Origin of the sequence: uncultured Streptomyces sp. (assembly GCF_947488945.1) — a bacterium.
Classification (GTDB): Bacteria; Actinomycetota; Actinomycetes; order Streptomycetales; family Streptomycetaceae; genus Streptomyces.
In genome coordinates this window covers 22,395-42,255 of sequence record NZ_CANLBS010000002.1, presented here as the reverse complement: position 1 = coordinate 42,255, position 19,861 = coordinate 22,395, and the positions used below count along the sequence as shown (strand labels likewise).

Annotated in this window: 21 protein-coding genes; all 21 read left to right on the top strand. The window is 70.3% G+C overall.

Features of this window, described 5'->3' with window-relative positions; genetic code table 11:
- Nucleotides 1–23: 23 nt before the first annotated feature.
- The 21 genes from Q0994_RS02410 (at nucleotide 24) to Q0994_RS02310 (ending at nucleotide 19,813) form a co-directional block, all read left to right on the top strand.
- The gene (locus tag Q0994_RS02410; RefSeq protein ID WP_299528239.1) at nucleotides 24–539 is read left to right on the top strand and encodes a roadblock/LC7 domain-containing protein; all 516 of its coding nucleotides are present in this window, start codon (nucleotides 24–26) and stop codon (nucleotides 537–539) included.
- On the top strand, nucleotides 536–940 hold the full coding sequence (locus tag Q0994_RS02405; protein WP_299528238.1) for a DUF742 domain-containing protein: 405 nt from the start codon (nucleotides 536–538) through the stop codon (nucleotides 938–940). Before Q0994_RS02410 ends, Q0994_RS02405 begins: the two co-directional genes overlap by 4 nt.
- A gap of 43 nt (nucleotides 941–983) precedes the next feature.
- Nucleotides 984–1,613 carry an ATP/GTP-binding protein gene (locus tag Q0994_RS02400; RefSeq protein ID WP_299528237.1) on the top strand — a complete coding sequence of 210 codons (630 nt, stop codon included), beginning with the start codon at nucleotides 984–986 and terminating at the stop codon, nucleotides 1,611–1,613.
- Complete coding sequence (locus Q0994_RS02395) at nucleotides 1,613–2,254, top strand: GAF domain-containing protein (protein ID WP_299528236.1); 642 nt, start codon at nucleotides 1,613–1,615, stop codon at nucleotides 2,252–2,254. Before Q0994_RS02400 ends, Q0994_RS02395 begins: the two co-directional genes overlap by 1 nt.
- 87 nt (nucleotides 2,255–2,341) lie before the next feature.
- Complete coding sequence (locus tag Q0994_RS02390) at nucleotides 2,342–3,595, top strand: acyl-CoA dehydrogenase family protein (RefSeq protein WP_299528235.1); 1,254 nt, start codon at nucleotides 2,342–2,344, stop codon at nucleotides 3,593–3,595.
- 185 nt (nucleotides 3,596–3,780) lie between these two features.
- Nucleotides 3,781–4,344 carry a hypothetical protein gene (locus tag Q0994_RS02385; RefSeq protein ID WP_299528234.1) on the top strand — a complete coding sequence of 188 codons (564 nt, stop codon included), beginning with the start codon at nucleotides 3,781–3,783 and terminating at the stop codon, nucleotides 4,342–4,344.
- Complete coding sequence (locus tag Q0994_RS02380) at nucleotides 4,341–4,916, top strand: DUF6624 domain-containing protein (protein WP_299529239.1); 576 nt, start codon at nucleotides 4,341–4,343, stop codon at nucleotides 4,914–4,916. Before Q0994_RS02385 ends, Q0994_RS02380 begins: the two co-directional genes overlap by 4 nt.
- A gap of 73 nt (nucleotides 4,917–4,989) precedes the next feature.
- Complete coding sequence (locus tag Q0994_RS02375) at nucleotides 4,990–5,457, top strand: DUF6082 family protein (RefSeq protein ID WP_299528233.1); 468 nt, start codon at nucleotides 4,990–4,992, stop codon at nucleotides 5,455–5,457.
- 124 nt (nucleotides 5,458–5,581) lie between these two features.
- A complete protein-coding gene (locus tag Q0994_RS02370; protein WP_299528232.1) occupies nucleotides 5,582–5,767 on the top strand; it encodes an FxLD family lanthipeptide in 186 nt (61 codons plus the stop codon).
- 88 nt (nucleotides 5,768–5,855) lie between these two features.
- Nucleotides 5,856–7,895 (top strand): lantibiotic dehydratase family protein, encoded by a 2,040-nt coding sequence (locus tag Q0994_RS02365; RefSeq protein WP_299528231.1) that lies wholly within the window; start codon nucleotides 5,856–5,858, stop codon nucleotides 7,893–7,895.
- Complete coding sequence (locus Q0994_RS02360) at nucleotides 7,892–8,962, top strand: lanthionine synthetase C family protein (RefSeq protein WP_299528230.1); 1,071 nt, start codon at nucleotides 7,892–7,894, stop codon at nucleotides 8,960–8,962. The genes Q0994_RS02365 and Q0994_RS02360 overlap by 4 nt, the downstream gene beginning before the upstream one ends.
- A gap of 36 nt (nucleotides 8,963–8,998) precedes the next feature.
- A complete protein-coding gene (gene fxlM / locus Q0994_RS02355; RefSeq protein ID WP_299528229.1) occupies nucleotides 8,999–11,044 on the top strand; it encodes a methyltransferase, FxLD system in 2,046 nt (681 codons plus the stop codon).
- Between the two features lie 4 nt (nucleotides 11,045–11,048).
- Nucleotides 11,049–12,188 (top strand): hypothetical protein, encoded by a 1,140-nt coding sequence (locus Q0994_RS02350; RefSeq protein ID WP_299528228.1) that lies wholly within the window; start codon nucleotides 11,049–11,051, stop codon nucleotides 12,186–12,188.
- Entirely contained in the window at nucleotides 12,185–13,306 is a 1,122-nt protein-coding gene (locus Q0994_RS02345) for a GntR family transcriptional regulator (RefSeq protein WP_299528227.1), read from the top strand. Before Q0994_RS02350 ends, Q0994_RS02345 begins: the two co-directional genes overlap by 4 nt.
- 70 nt (nucleotides 13,307–13,376) lie before the next feature.
- Complete coding sequence (locus tag Q0994_RS02340; protein ID WP_299528226.1) at nucleotides 13,377–14,375, top strand: hypothetical protein; 999 nt, start codon at nucleotides 13,377–13,379, stop codon at nucleotides 14,373–14,375.
- Nucleotides 14,376–14,458: 83 nt separating this feature from the next.
- On the top strand, nucleotides 14,459–15,634 hold the full coding sequence (locus tag Q0994_RS02335) for a bifunctional class I SAM-dependent methyltransferase/NUDIX hydrolase (RefSeq protein ID WP_299528225.1): 1,176 nt from the start codon (nucleotides 14,459–14,461) through the stop codon (nucleotides 15,632–15,634).
- Nucleotides 15,635–15,738: 104 nt separating this feature from the next.
- Nucleotides 15,739–16,857 (top strand): hypothetical protein, encoded by a 1,119-nt coding sequence (locus Q0994_RS02330; protein WP_299528224.1) that lies wholly within the window; start codon nucleotides 15,739–15,741, stop codon nucleotides 16,855–16,857.
- The gene (locus tag Q0994_RS02325) at nucleotides 16,844–17,893 is read left to right on the top strand and encodes an enolase C-terminal domain-like protein (protein WP_299528222.1); all 1,050 of its coding nucleotides are present in this window, start codon (nucleotides 16,844–16,846) and stop codon (nucleotides 17,891–17,893) included. Before Q0994_RS02330 ends, Q0994_RS02325 begins: the two co-directional genes overlap by 14 nt.
- A gap of 23 nt (nucleotides 17,894–17,916) precedes the next feature.
- The gene (locus Q0994_RS02320; RefSeq protein WP_299528220.1) at nucleotides 17,917–18,342 is read left to right on the top strand and encodes a hypothetical protein; all 426 of its coding nucleotides are present in this window, start codon (nucleotides 17,917–17,919) and stop codon (nucleotides 18,340–18,342) included.
- Between the two features lie 20 nt (nucleotides 18,343–18,362).
- Entirely contained in the window at nucleotides 18,363–19,037 is a 675-nt protein-coding gene (locus Q0994_RS02315; protein WP_299528218.1) for an HAD family hydrolase, read from the top strand.
- Nucleotides 19,034–19,813, top strand: coding sequence for a class I SAM-dependent methyltransferase (locus tag Q0994_RS02310; RefSeq protein ID WP_299528216.1), 780 nt, complete (start codon nucleotides 19,034–19,036; stop codon nucleotides 19,811–19,813). Before Q0994_RS02315 ends, Q0994_RS02310 begins: the two co-directional genes overlap by 4 nt.
- The last annotated feature ends 48 nt before the right edge of the window (nucleotides 19,814–19,861 follow it).

Sequence of the window (19,861 nt, the reverse complement as noted above, 5' to 3'; positions counted from 1 at the left end):
TCCCCCCTTCTGGAGCGATCCTCATGAACACCCACCCTGAAATGAACCCGACGACCGACATCGCGCCCGCGTCCGGGGCGACGGCGAGTCATCAGCGAGATGACATGGCCTGGCTGCTGCGGCAGTTCGCCGCCGACGTCCCGGGCGTCCTGCACGCCGTTCTGCTGTCGCGGGACGCGCTGCGGCTCCTGGACAGCGACGTCGACAAGGACTGGGCAGACGAACTGTCCGCCGCCCTCGCTGGCATGGCCTCCCTCGCGTCGAACGCCACCGGCCCCACACACCAGAAGCGGCCGGCCAAGCAGATCATCATCGAGCGCGACGACTGCCTGTTCTTCGTCCAGAGCGCCGGCCGCAGCTCGGCCTTCGACGGCCACCCCGGCAACGAACGCGGTGAGGTGGACACGATCCTCGCCGTCATCGCCGCGCCGGACGCCGACGCAGGCCCCGTCGGGTTCGAAATGGGGCGCCTGGTGAAGCGGTTCGCCCCGTACATGCAGATCCCTGTCCGCGTCGGCACGAGTGACGAGCCCCGGTGAGCACCCACGGCGATGCGGCCGAGGACTCTACGTTCGTGCGGACCTACACGCTGACGCGCGGGCGCACCAGGCCGCGGCACCTGTTGGGCCTGGACACCGTGCTGGACGCCGGCTCCGGACGGCCCGGCCCGGGCCAAGCCGAGGAATGCGAAGAGATCCTCGCCCTGTGCCGGGATCACCGACGCTCGGTGACAGAGCTGGCGGGACGCCTCGGCCGCCCCGTCACCGCCGTCAAGATCCTCGTCTCGGACCTCCTGGACTCCCACGCCTTGGTCATCTCCGTCACCGATGCCTACGGCTCCGACGCAGATGAACGTCCCACCACCCACCTGTTGGCGGCCCTCTCAGTGGCCCTGAAAAGGAAGTTCCCCGATGCCAACGCCTACCGCCAGGCCGGATGACCCGCCCGTGGGCTCGCGGACTTCGCATGCCGGCGCACCGACCGTGCTTAAGATCGTGATCGCCGGGGGCTTCGGCGCCGGCAAGACCACCGCAGTGGGCGCGGTCAGCGAGATCACCCCGCTGAGCACCGAGGAGTACCTGACCGAGGCGAGCACGGACGTCGACAGCCTGAAAGGCGTCGAGGCAAAGCAGACCACCACGGTCGCCTTCGACTTCGGCCGCCTCAGCCTCCCCGACGCGCCCGTACCTCTGGAGCTGTTCCTGTTCGGCACGCCTGGCCAGGACCGGTTCGTCGACCTCTGGTACGAACTCTCCCGCGGGGCCGTCGGAGCGGTCGTCCTGGTCGACACTCGCCGACTGGAGAACAGCTTCACGCCCGTCAGCTTCTTCGAGGACATCGGCCTGCCTTTCGTCGTCGCCGTGAACCACTTCGACGGAGCCCACCGCTACCACCCCGAACAGGTCCGCGCCGCCCTCGACCTGCCCGCCTCCGTACCGGTGGTCACCGGCGTTTCGCCCCACTCGGCGGAGGGCGCGAGGGCAACCGCGTGGGACGCCCGCAATCCGAGCCATGTCGCCGGAGTCCTGCTGACCCTCGTCGGCCACGCAGTGCAGAACACACCGGCTCGCCCCGCTCACCCCACATCCGCCGCCACCTTCCAGGACGCCTGATGTCATATCAGCCCAACGATCCCCACCTCGGGCCCCAAACCGCCCCGTCCGCGCTGTCCCTGCCGCAACGCGGCATGCGCGACAGCGCCCACGGGCTGCCCATCCCAGCCGGTGCTGCCGTTACCGGCCCGCAGGCCCAGCAGGCGACCGAACTGGCGCAGCGGTACGAGCTGCTGGAGCGCCTGGGCGTGTCGACCGCTGCCAGCTCGGACTTCGACGAGCTGGCCCGCGACATGGCTGAGCAAGCCGGGTTCCTGTACGGGTTCGTCAATCTGTTCCTGGAGGAGCAGACCTTCGTGGGACTGCACCAGCCGCCCGCGGACAGCGGGTACGTCATCGTCGGCCGCACCATGAGCCACGACCACGGCTGGTGCCCGGAGGTCGTGGCACGCAAGAAGGCCCTCCCGCTGCACGACGTGCACGCCAGCCCCCGTTTCAGCAGCAACCACGTGGTCGACGCGGTCGGCATCCGTTCCTACTTCGGCGCCCCGCTCATCCACGAGAGCGGCACCGTGCTGGGCACGGTCTGCGTCATCGACCCCGAGAAAAGGCCCTTGAGCGAGGCCCGACGGCTCAGAGACATCGTCATCGACGCTGGCACGCAGGTGATGAGCCGCATCGCCCGAGCGCCCGTCCGCTAGACCCGTTCCACCGCCTCCACCCGGGAGCCGCAGGCGATACCCGGCCGCTTCACCGCGCGAACTTCATCCAGGGAGAGGGAGACGACCATGCCCGCCACATCCGCCACGCCGCCTCCGGCGCTGCGTCCTTATCTCACCGCCCGCCACGACCTGCTGTGGAGCGAGGCGGACGCCTTCGCGGCCGAGCACGTCGCGCCGCGCGCCGTGCGGATGGAGGCCGCTCCGGGCCGGGTGGAGCGCAAGGTCGCCGATCTGATGGCTGCGCGGGGCTGGTTCGCCGTCACCATCCCGCCCGTCTTCGGCGGGCTGGGTGCCGGCCATGTGGCCAAGACGGTTCTGATCCACCGCATCGCGCGGGTCTCGGCAGCTGCCGCAGCCATCCTGCAGGCCACCCTGATCCCCGTCGGCGCCCTGCTGCACTTCGCCACCCCTGAGCAGAAAGCCCGGTGGCTGCCCCAGGTGGCTGACGGTTCGCTGCTCCTGTCGATCGCGGTGACCGAACCGGCCGCCGGCGGACACATCGGCGGCATCGAGACGACCGCCGAGCAGGCCGGCAACCACTGGCTGATCACCGGCAGCAAGATCCACATCGGCAACAGCCACCTCGCGGGAGCCCACCTCGTGCTCGCCCGGACCGCCGAGGCGGGCGTGCGCACCTCGCAGGCGCTGACCGCGTTCATGGTCGAATCCGACCGCCATGGGCTCTCCGTCCCTGCCCACCGTCCCGGCCTCGGCCTGCACGGCTTCTCCGCCGGCCGCCTCGACCTCGATCACGTCCGCGTCCCCGTCGACAACGTGATCGGACAGATCGGCCAGGGGCTGAGCGTTGCCCAGAGCAGCAGCATTCTGTATGGGCGCCCCAACCTGGCCGCTGTCAGCCTGGGCATCCACGAGGCTGTCGCAGCCACCACGACTTCCTACCTCAAGGCCCGGCCCCGCTACCAGGGCGCCCTGTCTGATCTGCCGGTCCTGCGGGACCGCGTCGGCGACGTGGAGGCCCGCCTGCGCGCGGCACGCATCCTGGCCTACCAGTCCGTGCATCTCCTCGACCAGGGCCTGTCCTGTGATGCCGATCTGATCAACGCAAAGTACCTGGGCCACCAGTGGGCCATGACGTCCGCCCAGGACGCCATGGAGCTGCACGGCGCCCACGCCCTCGACCGCGAGTACGTCCTCCAGCGCCTGTGGCGCGATATCCAGCACACCCACCCGCCGGCGGGAACGGGCGAAGTCCAGCGAATACGTCTGGCCGACGCCGCTTTCGACGAGGACGACATCCAGTGGTCCGAGCGTCTCGCAACCGAGACCGCCTGGGCGCAGCCCGACCCCACCGCCGCATGAACCCCCGTGCGCGGCACCCCGTGAATCCCGACCGCCGTGCACGGGCCCGTGCCGCCGGCCCCCGTCCCCCGCGGGGACCGGCGGCACCCAGTCCCCTGAACGCCTTTCCAGACGAGAAAGAGACACCCGTGACCGCGCCCACATCACTCCACCAGCGCACCCCACGGTTATCAGCCGTGTACGAGATGCGGACTCTGTGCACGGACGCCGAGCGGGACGAGGCCGCGGCGCTCGTCCAGGACCGCCAGAGCTGGCTCACCATGCGCAGCCTGCCGGTGCCCGCCCGTACCGATGTCCTACCCCTGTTCCGCGATCCTCAGTCGAAGCCTGCTGGACTGTTCGAGGACGGTGTGCTGCTGGCCTGCATGATTCCGCAGCGAGCGCCTGACCTCGGATGGGGTCCGGGCCCGAGTCTCTTCCTGAGTTGCCTCCACACCCTGCCCGACCGCTCCGACGACACCATTCTGCTAATCACCCTGTGGGCCTCCGACTTCGCCGCACGACTCGACCTGCCGCTCGTTCGCGCCGAGGCCCTGGCCCGCCAGCCCCTCGACGTTGATCCGATCGCCCCCTTTCTTCGCCGACTCACCGACATGGGCTGGGACGTGCGCGGATCTGGCACGGGGCAGCACGAGGAGCGCGCCGCTCACCTCGAACTCATCGCCGAGCGACGTTCTGGACTGAGTGCGCTCATATCTTGCCGGGTCCAGGAACCGCAGTCCTCCGCAGACAGCCGGACCACCACGTGACGGCCGCCGAACCGCTGCGGCCGGACCTCGCCCGCGAACTCATCGACCGAGCCACGAAGGCGGCAGCGCGCAGAGCCAAGCGCCTGCGCAACCAGCTCGACGCCGTCCAGCTCGGCCAGGACCGCCACGCCGACCACGCCGACGCCAAGGTGCTGCGCCGCGTCCTGGCCGAACACGACTGGCCCGGTCACCGCCTCGTCGGCCCCGAAGCGGCACGTGCCGCCTGGAGCCTGGCTCTTCACGCCGACGACGACGCCGATTTTCAACGGGCAGCCACCATCTTGCTGGAACGCGCAGTCCAGGGCGGCGACGCGCGCATCCAGCACTGGGCTCACCTCTACGACCGCACCCTGGTCAACAGCGGTCGCCCCCAGGAGTTCGGGACCCAACAGGCGGTCACTGCAACAGGGGTTGTTCTGTGTCCGGTGCGCGCGCTCGATGCCTTGGACCAGCGAAGGGCATCCATCGGGCTGTCACCGATCGCCACGGGCCTGGAGAAGGTGCGTCTCCGGTGCGCCCGGGATCACCCGGTCGACGACTCCTCGACCGTCGTACTCGCGGCGGTCGCATGACCCAGCCAGCCCCGCCCACTTCACCGATCCGACGCACCCACCGATCCCCTCATACGAAAAGGACCGTTGCCGTATGAAGTTCACCACCGCCGTCCTCGTTGCTGGCACCGCAGTCACCCTCGTGACCGCCGTGGTCGGAGCTGCCCCGCTCTGGCAGGACGCGCGGCACCAGGCCGAACGCAACGAGGCGCTCCTCGCGGGCAACCAGATCGACTGGCTGGGGCAGGTGTCCACCAATCCCGACCTCGCCGAGCTCTGGAAGCCCGAGAACATGGAGACCGAGGAGTACATGCGGCTCATGTCGGCCAACCGGCTCCTCTGCATGCTCAGCCTGCGCCACCGCCTCGGCTTCGTCCCGAAGTGGCACCTGCCCTTCCACGCCGCGTGGATCATGAAAAGCGACGTCAGCCGCCGGTACTGCAAGCGCTTTGGCGACCTCCGCGCGCAGGAGGCCGAGGGCGACGAGCGGGCCGAGCACTTCACCCGGGTACTAGACCGCGCCGCCGCGAACGCCCCGCTGGCGCGACCCGCGGCAGTCTGACGGCACCCCACCCGACTCTCAGACGCCATGGTCCAGGTGACTTCACCGGCCTGTTCGTCTGGCATCAGGCCCCGAGGCCCGACCGGGCCCCGGCATCCCGTACCACCACTCCCAGGAGGCATGCATGACCGCCATCCAGACCGAAAGGCCGACCGCCCCCGCGCAGGCGGACCTCGTGAAGGCCGACGACGACCCGTTCGGGCTCGACATCACCTTCATCGAGGGCACGCCGGCGACCGAGACGGTCCTGATGTGCAGCACCGGCGACACCTGCGGCAGCTCCTGCCCCAGCGCCTGCACCACCTCGTAAGCCGGATCACCCCGGCAACGCGGGCCGGACGGGGTTCTCCCCGCCCGGCCCGCCCCGCCCGCCACGCAAGAAGATGAGGAGAGCCCTGATGACACGGCATCGGCCCAGCCTGTACGAGGCCACGGGGCAGACCATGCTGCGCGCCGCGGTCCACACGACCCAGCCCGCCATGCCGCCCTGGCCGACAGCCATGGCACTCGCGGAGGAGTGGCGCGCGTGGCTGAGCACGGTGTGGTCCGACACCGACTTCCGCCTGACCGTGTCGCAGGCGAGCCCTCACCTGGCCGAGCAGGTGCAGGCCATCATCGACGGCCGCACACCAAAGGCACGCCGGATGCGCCGGGTGGCACTGTCCACAGCCCGCTACGCGATCCGCTACGCCCACCGCTCCACCCCTTACGGCCTGTTCGCCGGCGTCGCCCCGCTCGCCTTCGCCCAGACCACGTCTGTCCGCATCGGTAACGAGCACCAGGCCGTGCCCCGCCCCGGGCCTGCCGGGCTCGATGCAGTCCTCAGCGCCTGGGAGACTGACGCCGCACGCATGGCCGACATCGAGGTCTGCGTCAACACCCTGATCTATCAGCGCGACCGGCACATTCACGTGCCCTCCGAGGGAGACGCCGAGTTCCGCCTCGCTCTGAGCCCGGCACTGCGTCTCGTGCTCGACCTCGCCCGATCGCCCATCGGGTACCGCCAGTTGTCCGACAAGCTGGCTGCGGAGTTCCCCGCTGTGAGCGACACCGCGCGTGACCGGCTGCTCGGTGAACTGCTTCGCGTGCGGCTGCTGCGCTCTTCGCTGCGCGCACCCGCCACCGTCGCCGACCCCACCGACGTCCTACCGCCTGAGGCGCGCGCTCAAGCAGCCGGCCTGCGGACGGCGTGCGACCTGCGGCTGGATGCCGACGTGCAGCTGCCCGAGCAGGTACTGATCGAAGCGGAGACCGCTGCGACCGTACTGGCCCGCCTGGTGACCCATCCGAACGGAACACCGACGTGGCGCCGGTGGATCGAGCAGTTCACCGAGCGCTACGGCGAAAACACCGCGGTACCGGTGGACGTGGCCACAGACCCCGACCGGGGCGTGGGCTTACCGGCAGGGTTCGTCAAGGCGAGCGAACCACCTCGGCCGATGTCCCGGCGCGACCGCCTGCTGCTGGAGCTGGCCGGCACCGCCGCCGCCGAAGGTAGCCGCACCATCGCGGTGACCGGGGCGATGATCGCGGAACTGGAAGCAGCGGCCGGCGACAAGCCTCACGGCCGCGCGCCCCACCTCGAACTGGCTGCACAGCTCCACTCCTCCTCCGTCACGGCCTTGGACCGGGGCGACTTCCGGTTGCGTGTCCTGACCGTCTCACGCTCGGCCGGATCGATGACCGGCCGGTTCTGGCACCTTTTCCCCGGCGCCGAGGCAACGTACGCGAACCTGCCGACCGTTGATCCGCAGGCGGAACTCCTGCAGCTCTCCTTCCACGCCGGTCGGATGCCGGCCGACCTGCTCACCCGCGCGCCGCAAGCCCTGCCGCGGATCGTGAGCGTCGGCGAATTCCGCCGCCCCGCCCCGCACGTCCTCTTTCCCCGGGACCTCTCGGTCACCGTCACCGGTGGCCGGCCCCAGCTGGTGGAGTCGGCGACGGGCAAGCCGCTGGAGCTGCTGGCCCCCACTGCCATCAATTTCCTGTGGCACAACTACACGCCGCCGATGGTCCGCTTCCTCGGTGAGATCAGCCGGGCGACCTCCCCGCAGGTGACCTGGTTCGACTGGGGAGCGGCCTGGGCCCTGCCCTTCACTCCCGCCCTCACCTACCGGCGCACCATCCTCACCGATGCCCGGTGGAAGATCAGCAGCCGTACGTTGCCCGCCCGCACCGCCCCGCTCCAGCAGTGGGCGGACCAACTCCATTCCTGGCGTAATCGGTTTCGGGTGCCGGAGCGGGTGCTGCTCACGGAGGACGATCAGCATCTGCCCCTCGACCTCACCCGCCCCCTCGACTTGGACCTCCTGCGCGCGCACCTGGACGCCAGCCCCTTCGGCATCGCCACCCTGCATGAGGCGCCTCCGCCGGACGCGGACGGGTGGATCGGCGGCCGGGCCCACAGCATCGTCGTTCCCCTGGCCAGGCGCTCATGACCGCGACGACCGTGCCCCGTACGCAGGACCTGTCCGAGGGCGCCCTCGGGATGGCTCTGCTCGATATCGAACGCCATGACCTGTCCACCGCCCGCCGCCACCTCACCCAGGCCACCGCCCGCGGGGTCAGCACCGGAAACAACGCCAGCCTTTTCCACGGCGCCCCCGCCCTGGAGTTCGTCCTGGCTCGCGCCAACGGGGCCGGCGACGATGTCCGCGCGGCCGTCGACCGCGTTGTGGACGCCCGGCTCGCCGCCGCCCGCCGCCGTCAGGCGGCTGGCGTGCTGCCCCACCTCGCCGAATGGGACCTCATCCGCGGCCTGACCGGACTTGCCGCCCTCCTGCTGTCCCGAAAACCGCCCGCTCACCGGCTGCCCGACGTGCTCGCCTGCCTCGTCGCGCTCGCCGACCCCGCCCGCAGTGACGGCCGGATGCTGCCCGGGTGGTGGTCGACGGTAGGCCCGGACGGGAAGGAGATGGCTGGCGGTCACGGCAACAACGGCTTGGCCCACGGCATCGCCGGGCCCCTTGCCGTGCTCTCCCTCGCCCTGTGCGAAGGCGTCAGCGTCCCCGGCCAAGAGCAAGCCGTCAGCGCGTTCGCGAGCTGGCTCGACCGGCACGGCGTCCACTACTGGTCCACCGCAGAATACCTGGACGCCGCCCAGCCGGCCGCGCCTGAGCCGGCCCGCCAGTCCTGGTGCTATGGCCAGCCCGGCATCGCCCGCGCCCAGCAACTTGCCGGGCTCGCCCTGGGTGACCCTGCCCGTCGCCGGGCGGCCGAGGACACCGTCGCGGCCATCCTGACCGACCCGCTGCGGCTCGCCCGCATCACCGACTCCACGCTCTGCCACGGCTGGGCCGGACTAGTGATGCTCACCCGCGCGGTCGCCGCCGACAGCCCCGCGCCCGACCGCTTCACCCCGATCATCCAGGACCTGCACCGACGGCTGGCCGTGGGCTGGCAGCACCTGCCCAAGCTCGGCTTCATGGAAGGCCGCGCTGGAGCCCAACTCGCTCTGCAGCCCGCCGATACCACCGGCTGGAGCCGCGCCCTCCTGCTCACCTGACCCCGAACCTGCCGCCGTGCAAGGAGTTTCCTAGTTATGACCTTCGACGACGAGAACCTGCCGATCCCTCCGGCCACGTCCTGGTGGCACGCATCCGTGGCTTTCGCCGATCCGCATGTGGACGCCGCTCGGGCCCTGGCGACCGCGCTGGCCGAACACCGCTTTCACTTCTTGCGCAAGGACGCTGGCGTGCGCCTGCGCACCGAGCAGCCCGCCACCGCTCTCCTCGACCAGCTCATCGCTGACAGCCTGATCACCGGCTGGACGGGTGGGATTTATGAGCCGGAGACTCATGCCTTCGGCGGCTCTGAGGGTATGGCGGTCGCGCACGAGTTGTTCTGCGCAGACAGCCCGGCCGCGCTCGCCGAGACCGGCACCCCCGGCACCCGCGAGCGCAGCGTGATGCTGCTGTCCGCCATGATCCGCGCGGCCGGGCTGGACCCGTTCGAAGCCGGAGATGTCTACGCCCAGTGGGCCGCCCTGCGACCCCCCGTCACCCCGCCCCAGGGTCCTGCCCTGGAGAAGACCGTCTCCGCGATGCGGCGGCTGATGAACGCGGACGCGGCTCTGCGCCCCGACGCGGAAGCTGGCTGGGCCGAGCGCGTCGCCGCGTTCGAGGATGCCGGCCATCACCTGCGCCGGCTCGCCGCCGACGGACGCCTGATACGCGGAGTCCGGGGCGTCCTCGCCCATCACGCGATCTTCGCGTTCAACCGCGCGGGCGTACCTGCCGATGCGCAGGCCGCCACCGCGTGGCTCGGCCGTCACGTCGCCTTCTCCACCGGAGAAGGAGCCGACGTGCCTACCCACAGGTCCGTATCCGCGGACCCTCGCCTCCCTCGAATGGAGACCACCGTGACACCCGTAACCGACCCCAGCCAGCTGCGCGAAGCCCTCGCCAAGAGGCTCGTCGACAGCGGCCACCTGCGCAGCAAGGCCGCCATCGACGCCTTCCGCACCACCGACCGGAGCATGTTCCTGCCCGGCATCGACCTGGAGAGCGCGTACAAGGAGGACGCGGTCCCGATCAAGCACGACGAGCACGGGGAGATGATCTCCTGCATCTCCGCGCCGTCCATCGTCGCCACCCAGCTCGAACAACTCGACGCCCAGCCCGGCCACAAAGTCCTGGAAGCCGGAGCCGCCACCGGCTACAACGCCGCCCTCCTCGGCAAGATCGTCTACCCCAGCGGGCAGGTGTGGACCCTCGACGTCGACCCGGACCTCGTCGCCGGCGCGAGCCGGCACCTCGCCGAGGCCGGCGTCGACAACGCCACCGCGGTCATGGCCGACGGCGCGGCCGGCCTGCCCGAGCACGCCCCCTACGACCGGATCGTCTTCACCGTCGGCGCCGGAGACGTGCCCGTGAAGATCCTCGACCAGCTCGCGCCCGGCGGACGGCTGGTCCTGCCGATGCGCATCCGCGGCAGCATCTCCCGCTCCTTCGCCTTCGAACGCGACGGCGACACGTGGAAGACCGTCTCCTGCGAGATGGCCACCTTCATCCCGCTGCGCAAGGGCGTTTGCGACGACGTGTACACGCTGGTGCCGATGGCCGGCGACGGCAACGTGCGCCTGGAGACGTTCAGCGAGCAGGACGTCGACCGCGACGCCCTGCGCACCGTCCTCGACCAGCAGCAGACCAAGCTCTACACCGGGGTGAAGTTCCGCCAGGGCTCCGCCTGGGAGTGGCTGTACCTGTACCTGGCCTGCGTGCTGCCCAACGGCCTGTCCCGCCTGCCCGGCCAGCGCCCCGGGTTCACCCCGCACTTCGGGTGGGGCTCCATGGCCGCCCTCGACGGCGGATCGCTCGCGTACCTGACCATCCGGGAGGACGAGGACGAGAAGGGCCGCTACTGGGAGGTCGGCGTGATCGGCCACGGTGAGGCGGGTGCCGGCCTCGCCGAGCACGTCGTGGACGAGATCCGCGCCTGGGACGCGACAGGGGGCAACGACGCCCCCGCACCGGGCTTCCGGATGGCCACCGCCGACTCCCGCGACCTGCTGACGGCGGGCGACCCGCGCTTCGTCGTCGACAAGCCCTACAGCCGACTGGTCGTCGACTGGGCGCGCAAGGGCTGAGCCGATGATCCCCGCGATAGCCAGCCGCATCCCCCTGGTCCTCCGGACCAAGGCGCCCGCGCTCCCCTTGGACGAGCGCCTCAACCACCTCACCGGGCTGACCGTCGCACCCGCAGGTGCGAGCCACCACGACCTGGTGGCCCGCACCTGCGGGGTCCTCAACTACGCCGCGCTCATCACCTCCGACGTCGGCCTGCCCGACCTGGCCACCGACCTGTGCTGGCGCCAGCACCAGGTCTTCGCCGACGCCGGACGCCTCAGCGGACGGATCGCGGTCATGTCGCTGATGCCACTCGTCAACCTCGCCCGGCTGCGGATCCGCGCCGGTCAAGGGGAAGCCGCTCACGACCTGCTGGTCCGTCTCAATGATGCCGCGCGGCACCGGAAGAAGACCGAGGTCGACGGCCGCAGCGTCGACCTCTCGGCTCTGACCGACACGGACGAGGACCACCGCGCGGTGTGCCAGGAGCTGTACATCACCCTGCTCGTGGACGGTGCCCGCGCCCTCGCCCGCATCGGACGGTGGACCGAAGCCGCGGACGCCATGGCCCAGCACCGCGGCATCGGCAACCGGCTCCTCGACGGCCGCCAGATCAAGATCATGGCCTTGATGGAGCAGGGCCTGGACGAGCAGGCCCGCGCCCTGATCGACACCACCCAGCCCACCGAGCCGTGGGAGGAAGCCGTCGCCCTCCTCCTGCACGCCCATTGTCAGCCCGCAGACGTCCCCGTGCCTGCACCCGACCTCGACCGCACCCTGGAAGAGGCACTCCAGCTCCTTGACCTCCCCGATCCGCCGACCGCCGCCTTCCAGACCCGGGTGGGCCTGTCAGCCCTGGAACTCGACCACACCGGACGCCATACCGCACGCATCCTCGACTGCCTCGTCGGCGTCGCCCGACTCGACGCCTACGCCGCACGGGAAGCGCTGCACCACCCACTCGCCGCGTCCGCCCTGGACGACCGCGCGACAGACGAACTTCACGCAGTGATCACGACGGCGGGACTGGAATCCGGAGTTCTCTCCGCCTGCCACCACGAGGCACTGACGAGCACGGTCCACCACGCCGAGACAGAGTTGGAGAACCTGCTGCAGGCTGCACACGATGCTGGCGCCTGTGCAACACCGGAGTCCGCCCGATGACGAAAAAGTCCACGCACCCGGTGGAGTTGGAGGCCATCCTCAGCCTTCTCCTCCGGGACCAGATCAGCACCGGTGACTGGCCCACAGGTACCGCCCTGGTCCTGCGTCTCCTCGCAGAGCGCTACTCGACGGACAGGCGCACCATGCGGCGGGTCCTTGACGCACTGGCCGCGGACGGCCTTGTCGAGCGGAGCAGCCGCGGATGGCTGCCCATCGGCATGACGAAGGCACCCTCCCCGCCGTCGTCAGCGGACACATCACCCGTCAGACGCTCCACGGCCGGCTCGCCCCCAGGTGTACTGGACAGCGTGGCGGTGAAGGCCCGGAGGATTGAGGGCATTCTGCGCCGCCGCCTGGAGGCAGGGGAGTACCCGCCTGGTTCCCTTTTCCCTAGACAGGCCGACCTCTGCGCCGAGTTCTCCATGTCGCAGACACCGGTCTACATGGCCGTGCGGGCCCTCGCCGAGAGCGGCCTGCTGGTCATGGGAGCCGGGGGGCGGCCAACGGCGGTCGCCATCCCGTCGCCCGGCACGCCGCAGGCGCCTTTGCCGCTCCTGACGGGCGGTGAGCAGGACGCCGCCCACCGGTTGCGCACGTATATACATCTGCACAAATGGCGGCGGGGGGACCTCTATCAAGCCAACTCGGTCGCGGGCTTGGTGCCCGGCATCCCGGTGTACATGGATCTGCGGAATGTCCTCGTGCATCTGCGGGAGGAGAACCTGGTCGAGTACCAGCCTCCGCTCGGGTGGCGTCTCAACGTCGCGGGCACGGGGTGGGAGCTCCCGGCCGGATGCCCTCTCTTCCTCTACATCGACCGCGAACTGCGAGACCGGTTCCGCGCAGGCCGTTATGTAGAGGGCACCCGCCTCTCCGTGCGGCACCTCGCCTACGGATTCAGCGCGCCGCAGAGCCAACTCCGCCGAGTTCTGCGGACGCTGGTCAGCGACGGACTTCTGCAGACCGTGGACGCCGGCCACGTCGCCACCGGCCGGACCGAACGCGAGCCACCCGCCCCGCCGCCCCGCATGCGCATCCCGGGGCCGCGACTGGCGCTGCCCAAGCCCTTCGAAAGCCGCGCGCAGCCTAGCGCCACGACGAGGACATCCCCGCAGTGAGGCGGGTCGACCCGGTCCACCCATCCACCCCACAAGCGCAGTAATTAACCAGTGAGCGAGCGAGTATCCAATGATCGTCACCGCGGACAAGTTGCACCTGAGCCCGGTTCAGTTGCGGGCCGTCACACTGCTGGCTGACGGCCTCGTGGACAAGGAGATAGCCGCCAACCTTCGGATGCCCCAGACCAAGCTGCGGCGGATCGTGCTGGAGGCCCGCAACGCCGCAGGCGTGGGCACCAACAGGGCCTTGGTGCACAGAGTCCTGCAGGTCGGGCTGATCTCGCCCAGTGGCGCCCAGCGCGTGGACCCGGACGTCCTGACCCCGCTGCAGCGCGATGTGTGGCGGCTGCTTCCCATCGACGAGACGCAGTACTACCTGCCCGCCGTCATCGCCACCCGGCTCGGACTGACTGCCGGGACGATCAGGCCGGTGCTGGCTGCCATCAAGCGGCTAACTGGGGTTGAGCTGCCGGCCTGCGTCCGTATTGGGTACGAACTGGGCATCCTTGCCGACGACGAACTCGTCGTCCACCTGCCGATCACCCGCCGGAAACAGGTCCCGGTCCGCAGTACCTCGGCCCTCACGCGCATGCCTGCTGCCACCCGCACACCACGACCCGCCCTGTTCGATCTCCTCCCCCGCGAGCTGGCCACCCTCAGCCCAGACCACACCGCGGTCCCGCCGGAGGCGCGGGTCCTGACCCTGCGCCTGCACGACGCCCGTGACCTCTTCGCCCGCATCGCCCCCACAGACGTAGGTCCCGCGATCATCGACCCGTACGCAAGGTGCGTCCGTCTCTTTCTCGCCCCCTCGACAGTCGGTGACGGCCGCCCGCAGTGCGGCAGCCTCGCGCGCCCCGACTACAAACCTCCACTGCCGCGGTCTTCCTCCCCCTCCGGCGATACCCCCCACTGGCTACTCCCGCCCTACCTGGCGCCATGGGACTACCGCCTGCTCGCACCCTTGCTCGGCGACCTCAACACGTCGCCAGCTCGACCCGTCTGCCCCGCCTCGGAGCGTGCACCGGGGTGGGGCAGGCCGTCGCCTCGCCTCAACGCCGTCGAGTGACCAGCGCGAGGAGCCCACCTACCTGATCAAGCCCTCTGATGCCTGCCATTCGCCACTCGTCACTCGCCACCCAGGAGGCAACCGTGCACGCCGAGGACACCAATACCCGGGCTTGGCAGATCTATGGCCAGCGCCAACTCGCCCGCGCCTACACTCCTCCCGTACCCGACCGGCTCAGCTGGACGTCCTGGGAAGGTGTTGGACCGGGAGCCGAGGTTCTCGGTGACGTCACCGGCCGCCGTGTCCTGGACATCGGCTCCGGGGCTGGCCACCACGCCGTTTACCTCGCCCAGGCACACGGAGCGCGTGTCACTGGGATCGAGTTGTCCGCGACGCAGCACGAACGCGCCGTCGGCGCCCACGGGGGCGTGGACGGGGCAGAGTTCGTCCAAGCAGACGTGACCGAGTACCTGGCCGGAGCCGAGCCGTTCGACGCGGCGTACGCGATCGGAACCCTGGCCTTCATCGACCCGCACCGCTCGCTGCCGGCACTGCGCGACGGCCTGCTTCCTGGCGCCCCACTAATCCTTTCGCTCCTGCACACCGACCTGCACGGCTGCGGTCCGTCCACCGAGGTGGCGCCGCGCGACCAGGTGATCCTGCTGCGCGACGACCCGCCGCTGCTGACGCAGATGTGGGTCCTGGCACCGCAACTGTGGGAGGACCTGCTTACCGAGTACGGCTTCCGCGTCGAGGCCATCGACCTGTTCCCGCATCCCGACGAGAGCGCCTCAGTCATCCAGCAGTTCATCCGCGCCCGACGCCTTCCCGACCGGCCGGCGCGCGTCTCCAGCCGACCCCGCAGCACCCAAGCCCCGGCCGCCCACGCGGCAGTCGGCGTCGGAGCCATCCTGCTCAGCGAGCAGGGCATTCTGCTGGGCCAACACCGCCGGGGCACCATCGAACTGCCCGGCGGAAGCGTCGAGGCCGTTGGTGAATCCTTCGAGGACGCGGTTGTCCGAGAACTCGCGGAAGAAACCGGCCTGATCGCTCGAACCGGCGACGTGGAACTGCTGGGCACGCTCGTCGACCACGTCGAAGGTGTCCTGCGAGTCACCGTCGGCGCGCTCGTCCACGCCTGGCAGGGGCAGCCGGCCACACAGCCGAACGAGAGCGTCGGCGGCTGGGAGTGGTACCCGGTCGATCAGCTCCCCGACGGACTGTTCGTGTGCAGCGCCCAGATCCTCACGGCCTGGCGTCCCAACCTGCCCATTGACCACCCGCCAGCGCACTTCACCGCCTTTACCCCTGCCACATAGGCGCCGCTGACACGTCAGTCGCCCCCTGTGCCCTCCTGCGACACGACATCGGTGCCGCACCCCGGTAGCAACACATACCGCTCGACTTCAAGCTGGAGTTTCCCATGCCGCACCTCTCCATCCGCCGGTCCATATCCTCGGACGGCGCCGTCGGCGCCGACCGACTGCACGATCTGGAGCAGGCTGCCCTGCGCCACGGAGTCCCCGTCGAGGACGTGCTATTGATCGCCGTCAACCTGTACGGGATCACCTCCGACCACGACCGGCACCGGGCCCGGGTCAACCTCCGGCTCGTACGACGCCCCGACAATGCCTGGCAGATCATCGTCCCGCTGAACCAACCGGCCAGCCCGTTCCGGCTCCGCGGCGACGAGCTGTCGCTGAACGGCTCGTTAGTCGCGCACGTCGAGCGCATCGATGCCGACGAGGCCGTCGGCGGGTACTTCCGCAACGACGGCCGGGCCGCAACGCTCAACCCCAACGCCCGAAGCCGCTGCGTCGGGTGCGGCTGGTGCCCGAACACTCTGGAAGCCGCCGCCGATCCGAGAATGCAGGAGGACCAAGGGCTCGATGCCCTGCTACTGGCCCTTGAGGAGCAGCACCCCCGGCGCAGACTGGCCGAGTTGGAAGAAGTCACCGTCTCCACCGGTTGCTTCGAGCGCGAGGGCGCCGCCGTCGCGCACCTGACCGCCCTGCGTCCCGCCTTGGAGCGGGCCGGCGTCACGGCCCGGATCGGCTTCCTCACCTCCGTGCTGCGCACCGACGAGGCGTTCGAGACCATCGCGTCGCAGGTGTCGCCATTCGTGCTCCGGCTGACGGCCGAGCACTTCACTCGGCGCGAGGCCCTCATGAAGGCCACCAAGGCCGACCTGCAGCCGGAGCAGATGCCGGACCTGCTGGCACGGGCGCGTAAGGCGGGGCTGGACACCTCGTACACGTACATCGTGGGTCTGGACCCGATGGACGACCTCGCCCGCGGTGTGAACGAGCTGGTCGACGAGGTCACCGCGTTCCCGAATATCCAGGTCTTCCAGGCACACAACCTGATCATGCAGGGGATGCGGACGCCGGCAGCGGAGAGCCTGGAGTACTACCTGCAGGCGCGCACGGTGATCGAGCGGGCCATGGCACCGACCGGGCTGCGGCCGGTGGGCTGGGAGTGCTACCGGCCGCTGTGGTACTTCACCTACGCGGGAGAGGACCTCGTCGATGGGCTTCGCTGACCCGGTCATCGACCGGGTGAGAGTCGAGCGCCTCGACGAGAACGGGGCGGGCCCATGGGAGGCCGGTGACAGCCAGTTCGCGGTGGTGGTCGAGTCCGGCGGGGTGGCCGGAGTGTTCGCTCCGGTCGACGAGCTGCCCGCCGCCTTGGTAGCCACCCGGCTCGGGCAGAGCGCTCTGCACCACCCGGTGGTCGACCACGACGGTCTGCTGCGCAAACTCCTGGGCGAACTCGGTCCGCATGCGGCGGGGCTCGGACGCTGGGCGGTCGGGGCGCTGGATTGCGCGGTGTGGGACCTGCACGGGCACCTCGCCGGCCTCCCGGTCGCGGCCCTGCTCAGCGACCGTCCCGCAGGACAGGTGCCGGTGTACGCCTCCTGGCTCTCCCTGGACCTGAACGCGGCTTCGGCCGTCGAGTCGGTCAAGGCCACGGCTAGCCAGGGGTTCGCCTTCACCAAATGGGCGCTGCGCGAGGCAGAAGCCGGCGAACTGGCGGTTCTGGCCGAACGGGCTGCGGAGTGGGCGGGGCAGAGCGTGGCGGTGGACGCACTGGGCACGTGGGGCCACACACGGTCCGGGGAAGTTGCACGGCGGCTCACCCTGGAGGCCGTGCGCTGGGTAGAGGACCCGCTCCCGCGGACCGATCTGGCCGCTTACACGCTTCTGCGCAGGCAGACGAAAGGTCTGCCGGTCGCGGTGGGCGAGCGGCTGTCCTGCCTGGAGGAGGTCGCAGTCCTGCTGAGGCGATGCCGACTCGAGGCGTTCACGTTCGACGCGGTGTGGTGCGGCGGCATCACCGAAGCGCGGGACTGGCTGGGTGTCGCTCACGATGCCGGGGTGCCCGTCCATCTGCACGGGCGGGCGTTCCTTCCCGCCGTGCACCTGGCTGCGGCCTTCCCTCACGCGGCGGGCGCGGTGGAGTACCAGGTGGTGTGGGAGCCACGCCGGCAGCGCACGCTGCGCGGCACGCTCCGGCCGGAGGGCGGGCATGTGGCCCTACCCGACCGGCCCGGTCTCGGGATGGAGGTGCGCTGGTAATGCCTCGACACACAGGTAAGTTAATGGTTCGCGGACGACTGGAGCGGCGCGAAGGAGCCGTCCTGCTCGTCGTGGACGAGCGGCTGAGCGGACACGACACTTTCCTGTCGACAACTCTTCGCCTCGACCAGCCGGTGCGCCTTCCTGACCTCCCTGTCCGGATCCTCACGTTCGACGACGTCACCGTTCTGGCACCCCTCGTCTCCGTCCTGCCCCAGTCGCAGGACGGGGAGGAGTGGGGCGGTACCTTGCTGATTCCGCACGGCGCCCGCCCGCCGACGATCCCCGAGGACCTCGCTCAGGCTGCTGCCGAGGCCGGTGTCGACACCAGCAGCTGGTCGCCGGCCGAAGCCCGGCACTTGCTGACCTTCCTTAGCGAAGCTGGTTCCGGACCTGTGCGCACCGAGCGGATCGGCCTGATCATCGCGGCTCTGGCGGGTCTGTCGTGAACGCGGGTGGGGTGCGGCTGGTGAGCCTCGATGTCGGATACACCCTGGGCGAGCCGTCGGGGACGACGCTGACGCAGCGTTTGGTGGAGCTGTCCCCGCTCCCGGCCCGTGAGGCGAAGCAGGTCGCTCAGCGGATCCTGCACGCCCTGGACCCGCGCCGTGATGCGGCGGGGCCGCAGACGGTGTGCGCCGCTCTGGGTCTCGGGCCGTCTGCCTTCCCCCACGACCACCGCCCGCCTCGCTTCGCTCTGTGGCCCGGCGCGGTGGTGGCGGTGGCACGAATCGCCCGGGTCGTGCCGGTGGTCACCCTGTCGAATGTGAGCCACTGGGACGAGCGGGAGACCGACGTCGCCGCCCTTCTCGCCCCTCACCTGCGGGCCCACCACCCCTCCTGGCAGCTCGGGTTCGCCAAGCCCGACCCACGCGCTGTGCAGACTGTTGCCTTGCTGCACGAGCGTGATCCCTCAGAGGTCCTGCACGTAGGCGACAGCCTCGACTACGACGTGCGCGGCGCCCTCGCCGCCGGAGCCCAAGCTCTGTGGATCACCCCGCGCCCGCCGTCGGCCGAAGCCCTCCGGCTGCTGGCCGAGCACCCCGGGCGGGTCACGGTCGTACCGGACCTCGCTCGCGCGGTCGGGCACATCGAGCAAACCGTCCTTCCGTCACCCCACACGATCAGGAGCACCACCCCGTGAGCCAGTTCGACACCACCGCCCCGTTCTACGCCGCTTACCGGCCCGGCATCCCGAAGGATGCCGTCGAGCTGCTCGCGCGGCGGGTGGCCGGCAAGGAGCACCGGGTCCTGCTCGACCTCGGGTCCGGCACCGGACAGGTCCCCCTCGCCCTGGCCGGGACGGTGACGGAGATCGACGTCGTCGAGCAGGACGCGGGCATGCTCGCCGAGGCAGACAAGGCGCTCGCTGGGCTGCCGGTCACCGTCCGCCTGCACAACGCCTCGGCCGAGCAGTTCACTCCGCGCACCTCCACCCGGGCCGATCTCGTCACGGTCTGTCGCGCGTTCCATTGGATGGACCAGGAGGTGGTGTTGTCGCGTCTGGAGGGCATGACCGCGCCGGACGCGACCGTCGCGGTCATGGGCGACGGCAGCCTGTGGACCGCACGCACCGGGTGGACCGACGCCCTGCGGGCCCTGATCCAGGAGTACCTGGGCGAGAAGCGTCGAGCCGGAGTGGGCAAGAAGTACGAGGCGCACGACCGGCCATACAGCGAGATCCTCGCCGAGTCCGCCTTCGGCCAGGTCGAGGAGCACACCATCGCGGTCGAGCGAGAGTGGACCACCGACGGCGTGATCGGCTACCTGTACTCGACTTCCTTCGCCGCCCGGCCACTGTTCGGCGAGCGAGTCGAGAACTTCGAGCGCCGTGCCCGAGCTCTGCTCGACGAACACACCGCCGCAGGCGGGCTGATCGAGCACGCCTCCTTCCAGGTCGTCCTCGGTCGGCGCGGCTAACCCGCTCTTCCCTCTACGCCGGGGCGGCCCACTCCCCGCTCCGGCTCT